This window comes from Streptomyces sp. NPDC050658 (genome assembly GCF_044457025.1).
In the GTDB taxonomy this organism is placed as follows: domain Bacteria; phylum Actinomycetota; class Actinomycetes; order Streptomycetales; family Streptomycetaceae; genus Streptomyces.
The window spans coordinates 183,668-200,404 of record NZ_JBITGM010000007.1 but is presented as its reverse complement, the minus strand read 5'-3'; the positions used below and the strand labels follow the sequence as shown (position 1 = coordinate 200,404).

Genomic DNA, 16,737 nt, shown 5'->3' with positions numbered 1-16,737 from the left:
TTCCGATCGACGTACTGCCTTCCGCAGGCCAGCACCATGGCTGCGGGCAGGAACGAGCCCACCTGGACCAACTGGGTGTGGCCACCTCGGAGCAGTTACTGGATCAGGCCGGTGTATGCGTGGTCCGGCACTTCGGGGCAGGTGTAGAGCTGCAGGACATAGCCTCCACGGAGCTCGACCAGAGGCGGGTTCGCCGGGTCGAGGCCGTCCACGTACGGCGTGATGTGGGCTTGGTCCTCGTGGGGAACCCAACTGCGCGTGTCGTCGCTCCATTCGGCTGAGGCGATGGTCAGGAGCGGGTCCATCTGGGTGTCGCACACGGGGCAGAACTGGGGGTCGGGGTCGGTGAGGCCCCATTGCGTCCAGCCGCCGGTCTTCCAGCCGGGGGAGATGGACAGCGTGTCTCTGTAGAACGCCTTCGGGGTGTGCTCGCTGGAGCTGTCCCATTCGATGCCTGCCGACTCCCAGGAGCGCGGGTCCCGCAACCGCTTCTGCAGGGCCTCACTCAACTCCAGGTGGTGGGGGTACTCGGTGATCTGTTCTGGGGAGAGCAGGCAGGGTTGGGGCACATAGTCCCCTGACTGGACTGCGGCCGGTTCCGGGGGCGCGGTGAGGAGGTCGGTGACTTCGGCGGCGGACCGCCAGAACAGCGCGGTTCGGGGCTGGGGCATCGGGGGGTGGTCGAAGGGGCACCACAGCACCTGGAGCAGATCGGCCTGCTCGGGCGGGCGCAGCAGAGGGACATCGCGCACGTACAGCTGGGCCACGGGCAGCATGGCGAGGGGGCCTTCGGGCCATGGACAGCCGACGTCGATCCGTTTGTCGATCGCCATCTCCTCGCGCGTGAACTGCGGGTCGCCCTCTGTTCGGCCCGCTGCCTCGGCCTGGATGTGCCGCCAGAGGCGCACGTCCTCCGGCGAAGTGGCCGGATTGACTCCGTCCGGCACGTGCGGGCCATCGCAGTACGGCCATGGCTCGTCGGCGGGCCACAGCAGCGGCCCGCCGACGGAACTCTCGTGCGGCGACGGCGACCCGGCGCGAGGGTGCAACCGGGTCGCCGTGCGTGCCAGGGGAGCCAGCTGAGGAAAGACCGCGGCAACATCGACCGGCCGTGGCGGGGTGGTGCGGGTCATCCTGGCTCCCGGAGGGTCGGGTCAGTTTCCGAGGTTGAGGTTCTTACCGGTCTTGGTCTCGGTGTTCGTGACCGTCTTGTCCGTGAAGAGCGGCTCCTTGTCCCCGTTCGCACGCTGAACCGTGGCGCTCATGGTGACGGACGTGGGGATCGTGCTGGTCAAGAAGTACCGGTAGTTGGGCGTCACCTGGTACATGACCGCGTCGTTGTCCCCCAGACTCTTGCCCTGCACCACCTTCCTGACGATGAGTTCGTACGTCGCCATGCTGGGCGTTCCGGTGTTCAACCCCACCTGCCAGCACGGGACGAGGTTGGCGGCGTCCTTCTGAGCAGTGCCCCTTCCGCCCAATTTTCTGGCGATGAGGTGGCAACGAGAGACGCTGGGGGCCCCCGCGTTCTTCTCGCGGAACTCTTTCGCGTCCCGCCAGCCGGTGATGTCGAGATCCGCGCCAGTGCCCTCGGGCGGCTTCTTCCCCAGGCAAGCCGTGGCCTGGCCTCCCCGAAGCCCGGGGCCGTCCGGCGGGTTCGTGGTCTTGTTGCGCCACGGGACCCATTGGGTGGTGTTGCGGATCCATCCCTTGCCGACGCGGCGGGCCCCGTCCGGTGTGGACTCCAGGCAATCGGCCTTCGGCTCGCTGAGGTGCTCCGCTTCGGTGGGCCCGCCGCTGAAGCAGATGTCTCCGATCCAGAGGACTGCGAAGGACCCCCGGGGGGAGACCTCGGCGGTGTAGTCCCCTGCCGCCTGGTTCTGGTCGCTGTCGTGCCGGCCGTCCCAGCTGGTCCGGTAAGCCAGCGTGCCGGCGCTGTCGTAGTCGTAGGAGTATCCGGGCCCGCTGATGCCGGCGCTCCACTTGTAGGACGTGGCCGGTGACTTCACGTCGAAACCCGTGCGCATGGAGACGGGGTGACGGTTGGGCTTCTTGGTGAGCGTGATGTAGGAACGTCCGCAGTCGCTCTCCACCTCGTCCTTGGGGCGAGGATTCTTGGCTTCCTCGGCGGCGCGGCGCATCACGCGGTTCTTGTCGGCTGCCGGGATCGAAATGGTCTTCCCGTTCTCCAGCCGCACCTTGACGTTGCCCGCACGGTCCGGGGTGCGGGTGAGGAGCTTCGTCACCCGCACCCGGGTCATCTTGGCCGCGACGGTGCGCTCCGAGGAGCCCTTCGTGGCGGTGCTGCGGACGGTCTGATCGGCGGGCCCGGCGGCAGCCGCCGAGGTGGCACCGATTGCGACGGCGATCGCCGTCGCAATTCCCGTCACCCCCGCAGGGCCACGGCGCCATCTGTGCGCTTTCGCGTCGGGCCCATCGCCGTCACGGCGTAAACCTGCGCTGTCCATGGTCCTCCCTCTGGGCACATCCGGTCGATGGAGGCTGTACCTCCGCTTCGGTTGTGCTCGAGCCGTTCACGCCTCAACAGCGTGATCTGACCGGTTCGGTAGACGCCCACTCCCCTCCGAGTGGGCGTCCATGGGGCGTTTGCGGCGTTGCCCCCAACTGATTTCAGTGGCCGGCAGGTTGTCTCACAGCCCCTGTTTGTGCTGGTAGACAAAAGTCCGGCGGCCAGTCCGGGGCCGAGTGTCGGCCTGCGGGGCCTTGTTGCTGCCGTGGCGCGTGTGTTGGGCTGGGCGGTGGGACGTCGAGGGGAGGGGCTCGATCCGCGTGGGGCGTCGTGAGAAGCCGATCGATCCGGCGGCGGGGCCGGTGCAGGCGCTGGCCTTCGAGTTGCGCAAGTTGCGCCGGGAGGCGGGGAGTCCGACGTATCGGGTGATGGCCGACGGGGCGGGGTACTCGGTTGCTGCCCTCGCGCGTGCGGCGGCGGGGGAGGCGCTGCCGTCCCTGTCACTGACGCTTGCCTATGTGACGTCCTGCGGTGGGGACCGGGCGCAGTGGGAGCAACGCTGGCACGCGGTACGTGATGAAGAGTCCGCTCTGGCCGTGGCCGACGAGTCGGCGGATTCGCCGTATCGGGGGCTGGCACGGTTCGAGCCGGGTGATGCGGAGTTGTTCTTCGGCCGACAGGAACTGACGGCCGAGGTGGAAGGCAGGGCCCGTCGCCATCGCGTCAGTGCGCTGGTGGGGGCCTCGGGCAGCGGGAAGTCCTCGCTGCTGCGAGCTGGGCTCGTTCCCTGCCTCCGCCGGCCCGGTGGCGATGGGGGAGGGGAAGCGCCGCGGGCGGTGCGTATCCTCACTCCCGGTGTCCACCCGCTGGACCACCGCGAGCGTTTGAAGCCGGCCCCGGGGCCCGGCGACACCTGGGTGCTGGTGGATCAGTTCGAGGAACTCTTCACGCTGTGCCCTGACGCCCGGGAGCGGGACGCCTTCTTGGAACTGGTGCTCGCCGCACGATCCGAGGACTCCCGGTTGCGGGTGGTGCTGGCTGTGCGCGCCGACTTCTTCGGCCGCTGCGCCGAACACAGCGCCCTGGCCGCCGCGCTCAAGGACGCGACGTTGCTGGTGGGGCCGATGGATCGACGGCAGTGCCGGGAAGCTGTCGTCGGGCCCGCCTCGGCCCGTGGGCTCACCGTCGAGAGGGAACTGACGGCCCGCATAGTCGAGGAGGTCGCCGAGGAGCCCGGCGGGCTGCCGCTGATGTCCCATGCCCTGCTGGAAACCTGGCGGCGGCGCCGCGGACGGATGCTCACGCTGCAGGCCTATGAATCAGCGGGCGGCCTGCACGGTGCCATCGCCCGCACCGCAGAGGACACCTACCACCAGCTCACCGAGGCGCAGGCCGCCCTGGCCCGCCGCATACTGCTGCGCATGATCGCCCCCGGCGACGGCACGCAGCACACTCATCATCCCGCGCCCCGCACCGAGTTCACGGCCGCCGACCCCGGAACCACCGCCGACACCCGGGCAGTACTGGATCTTCTGGCCCGCCGCCGTCTGCTCACCCTCGACGAGCATGAGGTGTCCCTCGCCCACGAGAAGCTGATCACCGCGTGGCCCCGGCTGCAGGGATGGATCAATGACGAATGCGACCGTATCCGTTTGCACCGACGGCTCACTCACGCCGCCGTCACCTGGCAGGCCCTGGACCGCGACAGAGGGGGCCTCTACCGCGGCATCCGACTCGTCCAGGCCAGAAGCATGTTCACCGGTGCCGGGTACGCCGCCCTCAACCCGCTGGAGGCCGCCTTCCTCGATGCCTCGATCGCGGCCGACCGCCGCCGGGAGCAGCGCACCCGCCGCACCATGGCCGCCCTCGCCACCCTCTTGTGCCTGGCCCTGATCACCACCGCCCTGGCCGTTCAGCAGAGCATCGAGGCAACACAGAAGAGCCGCCTGGCCACTTCTCGTGAGCTGGCCGCCACCGCACTGGGCCTGTTGGAGGAACACCCCGGGCGTGCGCATGCCCTGGCCCGGCGGGCTTATGGCCAGGCCCCCACCACCGAGGCGCGCAGCAGCCTGCTGAGCACCTACACGGCTGCCCGGGCCGGCCAACTGGGCGGGCACACCCGGACGATCACCAGCACGGCTTTCTCCCCTTCCGCCGGGACCCTGGCGACAGCGGGGGAGGACCACACCGTCAAGCTGTGGAATCCGGAGCACGGCTGGCTGCTGGGAACCCTCATGGGGCACTCGGGGTCCGTGGTCGCTCTGGCCTTCAGTCCCGACGGCCGGATGCTGGCCAGCGTCGACGCGGACGGGAGCGCACGGCTGTGGGATGTCCGCACCCGCCGGGCAAAGGCGGTCCTGACAGGCCCTGTCAGTGCCCTGACCAGCGTGGCGTTCAGCCCCGACGGCCGTACTCTGGCCGCTGGATCCGAGGATGGGACCACGCACCTGTGGAACGTGAAGGAGCCTCACGCCCGGGCCGTACTCAACCAGTCCGGCACGGTCTGGGGCGTTGCGTTCAGCCCCGACGGTCGGACGATCGCGACCAGCGGCGACGATCGCAGGGTCCGGTTGTGGAGCGCGGCCACCGGGAAGCAGAGCGCCAGCCTCGATCCCGAGGGCGAAGGGACCGACGCGCTGGCCTTCAGCCCCGATGGACGCACCCTGGCCGCGAGCTCCCGAGGCGCCGGCATCACGCTCTGGCGCACCTCCGACCTCCGGGCCCGCGCCCATCTGCGGAAGGCCGGTCAGAACGTCAGATCGCTTGCCTTCACACCGGACGGGCGTTCCCTGCTGGCACTGGACTACCACGCGGGTATACGCGTGTGGTCCCCGGAAGCCAAGAGGATCACCGCCACGCTCGGTAAGGGCACGGAGTTGGTGTCGACGATGGCCATCAGCCCGGACGGGAAGTACGTTGCCGCGGCCGACCTCAATCAGGTGACTCGGGTATGGAACGCCGACACCCACCGGGTTTCGCGGCAGTGGCCCCTGCAGGGCTATCCGCTCGCCCCTGCCTTCAGCCCCGGCGGGCGCGAACTGGCCATACCCGATTCCGCCGGCGCGGTTGCCCGCTGGGGTACGGCGGCTCGTCGCGTGCACGCCGAACTGCCCCGCCACGGTGGTCCGGTGCGCAGCGTTGCCTATGCGCCCAATGGGGAGATCATGGCCGTGGGCGGACCTGATGGGATCGTCGAGTTGTGGAAGCTGACGAGCCGGGGCGGGCGCCGGCTGGCCGTTCTGGGACGCCTCGACAAGATGGTGTTGGCGGTGGCGTTCTCCCCCGACGGGCGTACCGTGGCAACCGGTGGACCTGATCGCACGGTACGCCTGTGGGACGTTGCCTCGCGCAAACCGATCGCCGTACTGCGCGGCCATGAGGCAATGGTGCAGGCCGTGCACTTCAGTCCGGATGGGCGCACACTGGTCAGCGCCGGCGCCGATCACACCGCGCGCCTGTGGGATGTGGCATCGCGCCGGGCAGCGGGCGTCTTGAAGGGACACCGCAGAGAGCTGAGGGACGCGGGATTCAGCCCCGACGGCAAGACCGTGGCCACCGCCTCACCCGATGGCACGGCCCGGCTGTGGGACCGCCGTACTCGCAAAGTCACTGCCACGCTCAAAGGCCACAGCGGCCCTGTCTACGGCGTCGCATTCAGTCCCGACGGCCGGACCATCGCGACGGTCGGCGCCGATCGCACCGTCCGGCTGTGGGACGCACACTCACACCGCACCACGGCCGTGCTGGAAGGCCACACCGACCAGGTGTCATTTGTTGCGTTCAGCCCGGACGGACACACCTTGGCGACCACGGGAGCCGACCAGAGCGTTCGGCTTTGGGAAACCGACCCCGAACGAGCCATCGGAACGGAAGACGGTCACTGACGCCCGCGCAGAGCGGATGCGACGGCGCGGGGCGGCCGTTCATGAAACCTTGTACAGGGTTCAACAGCGAGATCGCCGTGCGTGCGGATGCCGCCAACGGACCGGTGCTGGTCAAGGGGCTGCGTGCGGAGCACCCCCAAGGGGCGCGGGTCCTTCCCGCTGGGCGGCCCGGCGGCTCCCGCATCACCCCTTGGGGGAGTTTCACGGCGAAATCCCAGTCGGGCGAGGCGCCCTGCGGGAACCTGCGCCTATGGCCTCGGGGCGTCGTACAGGGAGAGACTCGTGAAGCTACGTAAGCGACTCGTCGTACTCGCGGCGGTGCTGGCGGCCACTGTCGCCGTGGCCGCTCCGGGCGTCGGAGCGGCCGAGCCACGGACTCGCACGGAGTCGGCACCGGCAGCCTCGGCCCCGCACGCGGTCGGCCCGTTCCAGATCAGGAACCACGGCACAGGCCGCTGCATGGGCTTCCCGTACGGCGATGACCGTGTGCGGCTGTGGGACTGCTACAACGAGGCGTTCCTGCTCTGGGACCTGGTCGCCGACGGCAATGGCCGCTATCACGTGGTGAGCCGCAGGAACGGCGACTGCCTCGCGGGCTGGGCGCAGGGTCCGAACGGCTGGTCGACCTGGCTTTCGCCCTGCGACACCAGCTTCACCAATCCCGACCAACTCTGGTACGTCGACCCGGCGCACGAGTCCGATCCGGCACGCATCGCGAACCTCTTCGGCCGCGCCCTGGAACCTCAGCGCGACTCCGGGGGCGGTCAGGAGGGCGCCCGGGTCGAGATCTGGGACTACCAGGGCCTGCCGAACCAGAGGTGGACGCTCAAGTACGTCATGTGAGTTCAGACGACCGCCGCCTGCCGACCCCGATCAACAGCACCACCGAGCACATCGCGGCGAACGCGCACCACGTCGGGATGTACTCCTGCCGCCACAGCACGAAGGACACCGCGGCCCGACGGCGACCAGGACGCCGAATAGGACGAGCCCCGGTCGCCGGAGAGGAGCAGGGAGCCGATGGTGGCGAGGAGGTAGCCGACGACGATCAGCTACGTCTGCGAAGGCCGAGGGAGTATCCGACGGTGTGCCACGCGGATCTCGGCCGTCACGGGCCGGATCGCCAGTGTGTACGCGAGCGCCGCCACCGCGCAGTCCGTCGCTTGGCGGCCATGCTCCACGCCTGGCACGGCGGCGAGGCGATCAGCCCGCGCGTCCTGCCGAGGAAAGGCCACGCCGGATGCACCGCCACGCCGGACGCACCTCCACGTCGGTCCGTACCGTCAACTGCCCTGAGGCAGAACGGGTCCTGCACGCCCACTCGTCCCCGTCCAGGCCGACGTCGCGCACGCCGAGGACACCCAGAGCTCTGCTCCAGCCACCCGGCCCCGCGAAGAGGCTCACGTTCTTCGGCCTCGTCCGCACCGACGCGTTCCGAGGTCCCGCGGGGTTGGGCCGGCGTTCCTCAGGGGCCCGAGGCTCATGACGGTGCTCTTCCACACCCCGCTGTCCGGGGCGGCGCACTCGGCGGTCTGCTCGCGGGCCGCCCGTCGGGACGGATCGGGGGCCGGAGCGCATTGACCGTGGCGGCGATCGGCTCCGCCGCTGTGCTGATCGCTTGCCCTCTCTCCGGTGAGCCGACTACGTGGCGGGCCGGCGGGCGCTTCGGCAAGCGGTGCGGGCTCATCGGCAAGGCGGTACAACTCGCTTGGCCCGCAAGTGTGTTGGTTCCGCCGATGAGGTCATGAGGCGCGTGATGTGATCGTTTCATGACTTTGTCGACGCCACCGGACTGGCCGCACTGCGGACATGGGGCCGACCCTGACATCGACATCGTGGGCTGCCGTGGCATCCACGTACCCGGACACACGGCATGTCTCGCCCACCTCGAACCCGCGGATCGCGCCACCTACTTCGGCGGGCTGCGGCCGGGCGCCGATGTCGACCACAGGGGGACGACCTTCGACGGGACCGTGCTGCGCGGCCTGCTCGAGGCCCTGCGCGATCAGGGGACCAACGCCGCCCGGTTAGGGGGCGCACGGTTCGACGAGGCGACCTTCACCGGTGACGCCTGGTTCAACAGGGTGACCTTCACCGGGCGCGCCGGGTTCAAGGGGGCGACCTTCGCAAGGTACGCCCGGTTCGGCGGGGCGATCTTCGCTCAGGATGCCCGGTTCAACGGGGCGACCTTCGCGCAGGAAGCCTGGTTCGGCAGGGCGGCCTTCGCTGCGGACGCCTGGTTCGATGAGGCGACGTTCACTCAGGACGCCCGGTTCAACGGGACGGCCTTCGCCGGGGACGCCCGGTTCAAAGGGGCAACATTTACGCAGAACGCCCGATTCAACGCCGCCACCTTCACCGGGGCTGCCCGGTTCAATGAGGCGGCCTTCGCCGGGACCGCGGAGTTCGACGGGGCGACCTTCGCCATGGAGGCGGTCTTCCTCGGGGCGGCCTTCGCCGACGAGGCCCTGTTCAAGGGTGTGGCCTTCTCCGGTGACGCGGTGTTCGGGGCGAACTTCGCCAGGGACGCCCGATTCAGCGAGGCGGTCTTCACCGCGGATGCCCGATTCGGGTCATCGAAGTTCACCGGGCTCGCCTGGTTCGACGGGGTGACCTTCGCCGCCGACGCCGAATTCGAGCGGGTGGCCTTCAAGGGTGCCGTATTCGACGGGGCGACGTTCACCGGGACCGTCGACTTCGACGGCGCGATCATCGCAGGGGACGCCTCGTTCGATCGGGCTGCCTTCCAGGGCGCCCAGTCACTGGGGCCTCTCGCGTGCCAGGGCAAGCTGAGCCTGTCCCGGGCCGTGTTCGCCGGACCGGTGACCGTCGAAGCCGCCGCCGGTCACGTCCGATGCGTACGCACCCAATGGGGATCCACCGCGACCCTGCGCCTCCGGCACGCCGTTCTCGACCTCACCGACGCCGTACTGACACTCCCCATCGCCGTCACCGCACACCCCGTTCCGTTCGAGTACGGCGTTCCGCTCGACTTCGACGTCCCCTTCGACTACAGAGTCCCCCTCGACGAGTCCGGGCTGAACCGGAGCCAGTCGGGGCTCAGGGTCACGTCCCTACGCGGGGTCGACTGCGCCATGCTGTCCCTCTCCGACGTCGACCTCACCCTGTGCCGATTCGCGGGAGCCTTCCATCTCGATCAGCTCCGTCTCGAGGGCCGCTACACCCTGTGCCGCCCGCCCGCCGGAGTGCGTTGGCGCGGCCGGCTGCCCGTGCGCTGGACGCCGCGCCGGATTCTGGCCGAGGAACAGCACTGGCGCGCCGCCCGCGGTGTCGCCGCCGACGGCTGGTCGCCCGCGCCCGAGGGCGTGGATGTGCTCGAGCCGGTCGCATTGGCGCCGGTGTACCGGCAGTTGAGGAAGGCGTTCGAGGACGGAAAACACGAGCCCGGAGCCGCCGACTTCTACTACGGCGAGATGGAGATGCGCCGCCACGCCGACGACATCCCCCCGTCCGAGCGCGCCCTGCTCACCGCGTACTGGATACTCTCCGGCTACGGCCTCCGTGCAGCCCGCGCCATCGGCTGGCTCACCATCGCCATGGCCACTACCGTCGTCCTCATGATGGGCTTCGGCCTGCCCGACGAGTCCCCGCGGCAGGAGATCGTGCGGGAGGAGGTCGACGGCGAGTGGAAGACCGTGGTCGACAAGCCTGATCCGAAGAACCCGACCGGCGACCGCTTCACCACGAAACGCTTCGAGCAGGCCCTCAACGTCAACCTGAACTCAGTGGTGTTCCGCTCCAGCGGTCAAGACCTGACGACGGCCGGCGGGTACATCGAGATGGCGTCGCGGTTCGCCGAGCCGGTACTCCTCGGCTTCGCCGCACTCGCCGTCCGCGGCAGAGTCAAGCGCGGCAGCTGAATGGGGCGCCAGTCAGCCGCTCATCCGCCGCCAGGTCAGGCCCATCGACGTCGAGGCTGGCCGACATGCCGGGATCTCGTCTGGCTGTATTCCGGTGTGGACCCAGCCGAATGCGCTCGCCGCGCAGGAGGAACTGGGAGTTACCACGTAAACCGGCCCGCGCCGTGAGCGGGCCGAGCGGAAGGCGCCTGGCGGGCAAGATCCCACATCGGGCGCCTTCCTCCTTGCCCCTAGAAGAAGCCGAGCTTCTTCGGCGAGTACGACACCAGCAGGTTCTTCGTCTGCTGGTAGTGCTCCAGCATCATCTTGTGCGTCTCGCGGCCGATCCCGGACTGCTTGTACCCGCCGAAGGCGGCATGCGCGGGATACGCGTGGTAGCAGTTCGTCCAGACGCGGCCGGCCTGGATCGCGCGGCCCGCACGGTAGGCCGTGTTCATGTCGCGCGTCCAGACGCCCGCGCCCAGACCGTACAGCGTGTCGTTGGCCGTCTTGATGGCGTCGTCGAAGTCGTTGAACGACGCGACCGAGACGACCGGACCGAAGATCTCCTCCTGGAAGATCCGCATCCGGTTGTCGCCCTCGAAGATCGTCGGCTGGACGTAGTAGCCGCCCGCCAACTCGCCGTCGTACTCGATGCGGTGACCGCCCGTCAGGACCTTCGCCCCTTCCTGCTGGCCGATGTCCAGGTAGGAGAGGATCTTCTCCAGCTGGTCGTTGGAGGCCTGGGCGCCGATCATCGTGTCGGTGTCCAGCGGGTGGCCCGGCACGATCTGCTCGGTGCGGGCGACCGCCGCCTCCATGAACTCGCTGTAGTGGCCGCGCTGCACGAGGGCCCGCGACGGGCAGGTGCAGACCTCGCCGTTGTTGAGGGCGAACATGGTGAAGCCCTCGAGCGCCTTGTCGCGGAAGTCGTCGTTGGCGGCCCACACGTCGTCGAAGAAGATGTTCGGCGACTTGCCGCCGAGCTCCAGCGTCACCGGCTTGATGTTCTCCGAGGCGTACTGCATGATCAGCCGCCCCGTCGTGGTCTCACCCGTGAACGCGACCTTCGCCACGCGCGGGCTGGACGCCAGCGGCTTGCCCGCCTCGACGCCGAAACCGTTGACTACGTTGACGACGCCCTGCGGCAGCAGATCGGCGACCAGGCTCAGCCAGACGTGGATGGAGGCCGGGGTCTGCTCGGCGGGCTTGAGCACCACCGCGTTGCCCGCCGCCAGCGCCGGGGCGAGCTTCCAGGTCGCCATCAGGATCGGGAAGTTCCACGGGATGATCTGCGCGACCACGCCCAGCGGCTCGTGGAAGTGATAGGCGACGGTGTCGTCGTCGAGCTCGCTGAGCGAGCCCTCCTGGGCGCGGATCACGCCCGCGAAGTAGCGGAAGTGGTCGATGGCGAGCGGGATGTCGGCGGCCAGCGTCTCGCGGACCGGCTTGCCGTTCTCCCAGCTCTCGGCCACCGCGAGCTTCTCGAGGTTCGCCTCCATCCGGTCGGCGATTTTCCGCAGGATGTCGGCGCGCTCGTTGACGGAGGTGCGGCCCCAGGCGGGTGCGGCGGCGTGCGCCGCGTCCAGGGCGCGTTCGACGTCCTCGGCCGTACCGCGGGCGATCTCGGTGAACGGCTGTCCGTTGACCGGGCTCGGGTTCTCGAAGTACTGGCCTCGGGCGGGCGGTACGTACTCACCGCCGATGAAGTGGTCGTAGCGGGCCTGGTACGAGACGACTGCGCCCTCGGTGCCGGGCGCTGCGTAACGGGTCATCTTGGCTGGCCTCCCGGGGAAGGCTGCCCGCCGTTGGGCAGCTCTCGCCCGGAGGGTAGGAGGCGGGACGTTGCAGGTACGTTGCGGCCGGTGCCGGTGCCGGTGGCGGTGGCGTTGTGGTCGGGGCCTCGGGGCCTCGGGGCCTCGGGGCCTCGGGGCGTCGGGTGGACCGTTACGTCCCCGCCGCCAGCTCCGCGTTCAACGCGGCGAGGCGGGCGAGTACCGGCGGGGTCGCCCTGACCTCGGCCAGCGCGCGCCACACCGCCAGATCGTCCTCGCCCCAGGGAGCGTGCGCCCAGTCGGACAGGAGGTCCGGATCGCCGCGCGCGATGAGCGCGGCCCGCAGCTGGTCAGCGAGCCGGCGCCGCAGCCGGGCCACGGCAGGCGCCTGCGAGGCGGGAAGCAGCGGCCCCGCGTACGCGGCGGCGGCCGCGGTGACCGCGCCCGTCCCGAGGCGTCGCTCCACGGCCTCGACGTCGAAGTCGACCCGAGCCGCGAGGCGGTAGGGGCGAGACCTCAGCAGCTCCGGCCCGAGCACGTGCCGCAGCCGGGCCAGCTCCGCCCGCAACGTCACCGGCGTCACCGACTCGTCCTCGTACAGCGCGCACAGCAGCTCGTCTCCCGTCAGCCCGTCGGGATGACGGGCCAGCAGGACGACGATCTCGCTGTGCCGCCGGCTCAGCCGTATCTTGCGACCACCGGCCACGAGCAGCGCCTCGTCCCGCCCGAGCGCGGTGAGCCCCACGGCATCGCCCGTGTCCACCGGCGGTGCGAGCAGCGCCAGCTGGGACTCCGCGGCCCGCGCCACGGCCTGCACGAAGGCCAGGCTGTGCGGATGCGCGAGCCGGTCGCCCCCGGTGATGTCGACCGCACCGAGCAGCCGCCCGGTGCGCGGATCGTGCACCGGAGCCGCCGCGCACGTCCACGGCTGGACGCGTCGGATGAAGTGCTCGGCGGCGAACACCTGCACCGGTCGGTCCACGGCCACCGCCGTACCGGGCGCGTTCGTGCCCATCGCCGACTCCGACCAGCGCGCCCCCGGAACGAAGTTCATCCGCCCCGCCTGCTGCCGGGTCGCCGCATGCCCCTCGACCCAGAGCAGCCTGCCGTGCGCGTCGCACACCGCCAGCAGATGCTCGCCATCCGCCGCGAACGTGCCCATCAGCTCCCGGAACAGCGGCATCACCCCGGCCAGCGGATGCTCCGCCCGATACGAGCCGAGATCCCCGCCGGTGAGCTCCACCGCCGCACCGGTGTCCTCCGGGCAGACCCTGGCCCTGGCCGACCGCCGCCACGAGTCGGCCACCACGGAACGCACCGGCCGCGCGACGGTCCCGCCCTCGGTGAACCTCTCATGGGCCCGGCGCAGCACCCGCACCCGCTCGGCGGGATCGGCACCGGCCTCCAGAGCCACCCATGGATCGGTCAACTCGGCCTCCCGGGACGGCGATGCGGTTCAGCCATCGTCGCCCCGCGAGCCGGTGCCGACAAGCACCGCAACCGGAGTCCAGGGCGCGTCAGGCCGAATTGATCAGGTCCATGTAGCGCGGCCAGTCCCAGTACTGACCCGGATCGGTGTGGTCGCTTCCGGGCACCTCCACATGCCCGATCACGTGGTCCCGGTTCTTGGGGATTCCGTACTTGTCGCAGATGGCCGCGGTCAGCAGCGCCGACTGCTCGTACATCGCGTCCGTGAAGTACTCGGGCTGATCCACCCACCCTTCGTGTTCGACGCCGATGCTTCGGGTGTTGTAGTCCCAGTTGCCCGCGTGCCAGGCCACGTTGCGCTCGCGAACGCACTGGGCGATGTGTCCGTCCTCGGAACGCACCACATAGTGGGCCGAGACCTTCTTGGCCGAATTCTGGAAGATGGCCAGGGTGTCGGCGTACGTCTCCTGGGTGACGTGCACGATCACGTAGTCGACCGGATAGGTGCTGGGCCGGTTGGCCGCCGTGTAGTTGGACGTACTGGCCGGAACCCACTCGGCGAGCGGGTAGTCGACCGCCCGCGGCCGGGCGGTGGCGCGGGTGGCGGGGAGGAGCGCGGTGGGCACGGCGGCGAGGGCCGCGCCCTGCAGCAGCCGGCGCCTGCTGGGATGACGTCTTGCTCGATCCATGGCTGACCTACCTCTCGGTGGGGGGAACAGCTGGACTGGACTCTCTGGACTGGTCAGCGGGGGAGCGCCGCGGCCGTCTCGCGCAGCCGTGCGTGCAGCCCCCGGTGAGTTTCGCGTGCGGGCAGCCACTCCTTGCGGATCTTGGCCACGCACGTGTAGTTGGTGTCGCAGACGTTGGCGAGCGGCGACTCGACGGTCTGCGTCGCGAACTGGTACGCGTCGAGCTCGCTGAAGCCGTAGTCACGCACCAGCCACTGCACGAGGTCGAGTTGGGATATTCGGAACGCGTCCTCGAGCGGTCGTGCCGAACCGGTGGAAATGATGTGGGTGTCGGACTCCAGGCGCGGCCAGGGCGTCGCGATCCCCTTCAGGAGTTCGACGATCACCACGGTGTTCATGGCGCACTCGACGGCGACACCACAGGTCTCTCCCTCGCCCTGGCGGGCGTGCCCGTCGCCCAGGCTCAGGAGCGCGCCCTCGACATTCACGCCGAGATAGCAGGTGACTCCGGCCCGCATCTCCGGGGTGTCCATGTTGCCGCCGTGCGCGTCGGGCACGAGCGCCGAGCGCACCTCCAGGTTGGCGGGCGCGACACCGACCGTGCCGTGCATCGGGTCCATCGGCAGCCCGATCTCGAAGTCGCCGTCGTGCGCACGGAAGTGGGCCGTACGCCGTTCATTGTCGAGTTGCCAGATCCACACGGTCTCGGGCAGCGGAGGCTGGAGCGAGGCGGTCGTGTGGGTGGACGTGAGCGCCCCGAAGAGCGGCACTGTCGTGGAAGCCGCCCAGTCGCGGGCGGGCTCGATGGACACGAAGTGCACGGCCACCGTGTCTCCGGGCTCCGCGCCCTCCACGTGGAAAGGGCCGGTCTGCGGATTCAGGAACGGGAACTCGCAGACTTCGGAGACCAGGTCCTTCTCGGAACGCACCTTCCCCGCGAAGCAGTCCTCCGTGAAGAGGTCGAGGACCGTGCCCGGAGCGATGCGCGCCACCGGCGGGGCACCGCCGAACGTCCAGGCGTATTCACCCGGTTCGGGGCGCACGGTCAGGATACGGGGCTCGCTCATCTCGGGACTGCTCCGCTCTGTGAGGGGTCGGGCTTGGTGTCGTCGTCGAAGTTGTCGAGGTCGTCGAGGTCGTCGAAATGGACATGTGCCGTCTCGGCTATGTGCTCCGGATGGCGGCGTATCAGTACCCCGAGCACAACGACACCGATGAGCATCCAGACACCGACGACCGGGCCCGCGTACGAGACAGGGGCGGTCAGCTCGGACACGAAGTCGAAGACGGGCAGTCCCGCCGCAGTCAGCAGTACGGGCACGAAGGCGGCGATGCCGAGCAGCGGGAACAGCAGATGCCGCACCGGGCTGAACAGTTCGCGCCTGCGCCTGAGGAAGTAGCCGGCGCAGGCGAGGTTCGCCAGGATGTAGACGCCGATGATGACCGTCACGATCACCGTGGCGAGCAGGAGGAACGCCGTCACCGGGTCATAGGCGAAACCGAGCCCCAGCACGGTGGCGACCGCGACGGCGAATTGCACGGCCACCCCGGCGACGGGGGAGTGGCGCGTGGGGTGGACCCGCGCGAAGGGGCGCGGGAACACCCCGATGCGGCCGAGTGCGAACGCCGTACGGGTCGACACATTCGCGCACGCGTTGGCGTTGGCGATCGTGGAGTTCACGACGGCCAGGAAGACGAGCACCCAGAAAAGGCCGAACGAGGCGCGCGCCACGCCCTCCCAGGAGGCCGCGCCGGACGCCCCGAACTCTGTGAAGCGGTCAGGGCCGAAGTACACCGACATTGCGTACGTCGTGATCACGTACACCAGGCCGATCGTGAGCGCCGCGCCGAGAACCGCGCGGTGCATCGTGCGCCGCGGATTCTTCGTCTCCTCGGCGAGTGGGGCCGCCGCCTCGAAACCGGCGAACGCGAGAACGGTGTAGACCGAACCGGCGAAGACGCCGCTGAGCCCGTCGTATCCCTCAGCCGTATGCGAAGTGCCGAACACCGACCAGGTGTTGTGGCCGCCCGCCTGCGCGATCAGGAGTACGGCGAAGACCAGGAAGACCAGAACCTCGAACGCACCGAGGACCGTGCCGAAGCGGGCCGACGCCCGCACTCCCAGATATCCGGCGACCGCGATGATCACGGCCCCCGCGAGGGACCACGGCCACCACAGGTCCGCCGGATAGGACGACCACTCGTTGTGCAACGTGCCCGCTGTGGTGAAGCCCAGCTGGAGCAGCAGCAGGGCGGGGATGAGTGCTTCCACGAAGACGTATCCCCACCCGACCAGGAATCCGACCGCGGGGTGCAGGCTCTGGGCCGTATACGTGGCCATCGACCCCGCGGCAGGCAGGTGCCGGGCCAGTTCGGCTACGCACGACGCGGTGAACAGACACGCCACCAGCGCGACGAGAACCGACAGTGGCAGGCTGCCGCCGGCGAACGCGGTGCCCGCCGGAATGGACGCGGCCACCGCTGCGGCGGGCGCCATCGCCGTAATGCTCTGGAAGAGGACTTCGCGTAACCCGATGGCTCCGCGACGCAGTCCTGGATTGGTTTCCCCCGACACCTGAATCCCCCGATCCACGTGGTCACGACCCGCCACCGGGACGAACGTGCCTCGCC

The 16,737-nt window shown here is 69.6% G+C and carries 11 protein-coding genes; 3 read left to right on the top strand and 8 right to left on the bottom strand.

Annotated features, from left to right (window positions below):
- Window positions 1-95 precede the first annotated feature (95 nt).
- Window positions 96-1,133, bottom strand: coding sequence for a hypothetical protein (locus ACIBKX_RS24885; protein WP_363273076.1), 1,038 nt, complete (start codon window positions 1,131-1,133; stop codon window positions 96-98).
- Between the two features lie 21 nt (window positions 1,134-1,154).
- Window positions 1,155-2,390, bottom strand: coding sequence for a DNA/RNA non-specific endonuclease (locus ACIBKX_RS24880; protein WP_363273075.1), 1,236 nt, complete (start codon window positions 2,388-2,390; stop codon window positions 1,155-1,157).
- A 400-nt stretch (window positions 2,391-2,790) separates the two neighbouring features.
- Between ACIBKX_RS24880 and ACIBKX_RS24875 the strand changes: the two genes are divergently transcribed.
- The gene (locus ACIBKX_RS24875) at window positions 2,791-6,354 is read left to right on the top strand and encodes a hypothetical protein (RefSeq protein ID WP_363273073.1); all 3,564 of its coding nucleotides are present in this window, start codon (window positions 2,791-2,793) and stop codon (window positions 6,352-6,354) included.
- Window positions 6,355-6,636: 282 nt separating this feature from the next.
- Entirely contained in the window at window positions 6,637-7,197 is a 561-nt protein-coding gene (locus ACIBKX_RS24870) for an RICIN domain-containing protein (RefSeq protein WP_363273072.1), read from the top strand.
- Here ACIBKX_RS24870 and ACIBKX_RS24865 read toward each other — a convergent pair.
- Window positions 7,190-7,297: a DUF6629 family protein gene (locus tag ACIBKX_RS24865; RefSeq protein WP_363273070.1), complete on the bottom strand. Its 108-nt coding sequence runs from the start codon at window positions 7,295-7,297 to the stop codon at window positions 7,190-7,192. The two genes, ACIBKX_RS24870 and ACIBKX_RS24865, sit on opposite strands and share 8 nt — an antisense overlap.
- A gap of 826 nt (window positions 7,298-8,123) precedes the next feature.
- Between ACIBKX_RS24865 and ACIBKX_RS24860 the strand changes: the two genes are divergently transcribed.
- On the top strand, window positions 8,124-10,235 hold the full coding sequence (locus ACIBKX_RS24860; protein WP_363273069.1) for a pentapeptide repeat-containing protein: 2,112 nt from the start codon (window positions 8,124-8,126) through the stop codon (window positions 10,233-10,235).
- Between the two features lie 230 nt (window positions 10,236-10,465).
- On the opposite strand, the gene ACIBKX_RS24855 is transcribed toward ACIBKX_RS24860, so the two are convergent.
- From ACIBKX_RS24855 to ACIBKX_RS24835, 5 genes are all read right to left on the bottom strand, one after another.
- Window positions 10,466-11,989 (bottom strand): aldehyde dehydrogenase family protein, encoded by a 1,524-nt coding sequence (locus tag ACIBKX_RS24855; RefSeq protein ID WP_363273068.1) that lies wholly within the window; start codon window positions 11,987-11,989, stop codon window positions 10,466-10,468.
- A 172-nt stretch (window positions 11,990-12,161) separates the two neighbouring features.
- On the bottom strand, window positions 12,162-13,418 hold the full coding sequence (locus tag ACIBKX_RS24850; protein WP_363273067.1) for a GAF domain-containing protein: 1,257 nt from the start codon (window positions 13,416-13,418) through the stop codon (window positions 12,162-12,164).
- A gap of 88 nt (window positions 13,419-13,506) precedes the next feature.
- Entirely contained in the window at window positions 13,507-14,106 is a 600-nt protein-coding gene (locus tag ACIBKX_RS24845; protein WP_363273065.1) for a peptidoglycan recognition family protein, read from the bottom strand.
- A gap of 53 nt (window positions 14,107-14,159) precedes the next feature.
- A complete protein-coding gene (locus tag ACIBKX_RS24840; RefSeq protein WP_363273064.1) occupies window positions 14,160-15,173 on the bottom strand; it encodes an acetamidase/formamidase family protein in 1,014 nt (337 codons plus the stop codon).
- Entirely contained in the window at window positions 15,170-16,681 is a 1,512-nt protein-coding gene (locus ACIBKX_RS24835; RefSeq protein ID WP_363273063.1) for an APC family permease, read from the bottom strand. Before ACIBKX_RS24835 ends, ACIBKX_RS24840 begins: the two co-directional genes overlap by 4 nt.
- Window positions 16,682-16,737: the final 56 nt, after the last annotated feature.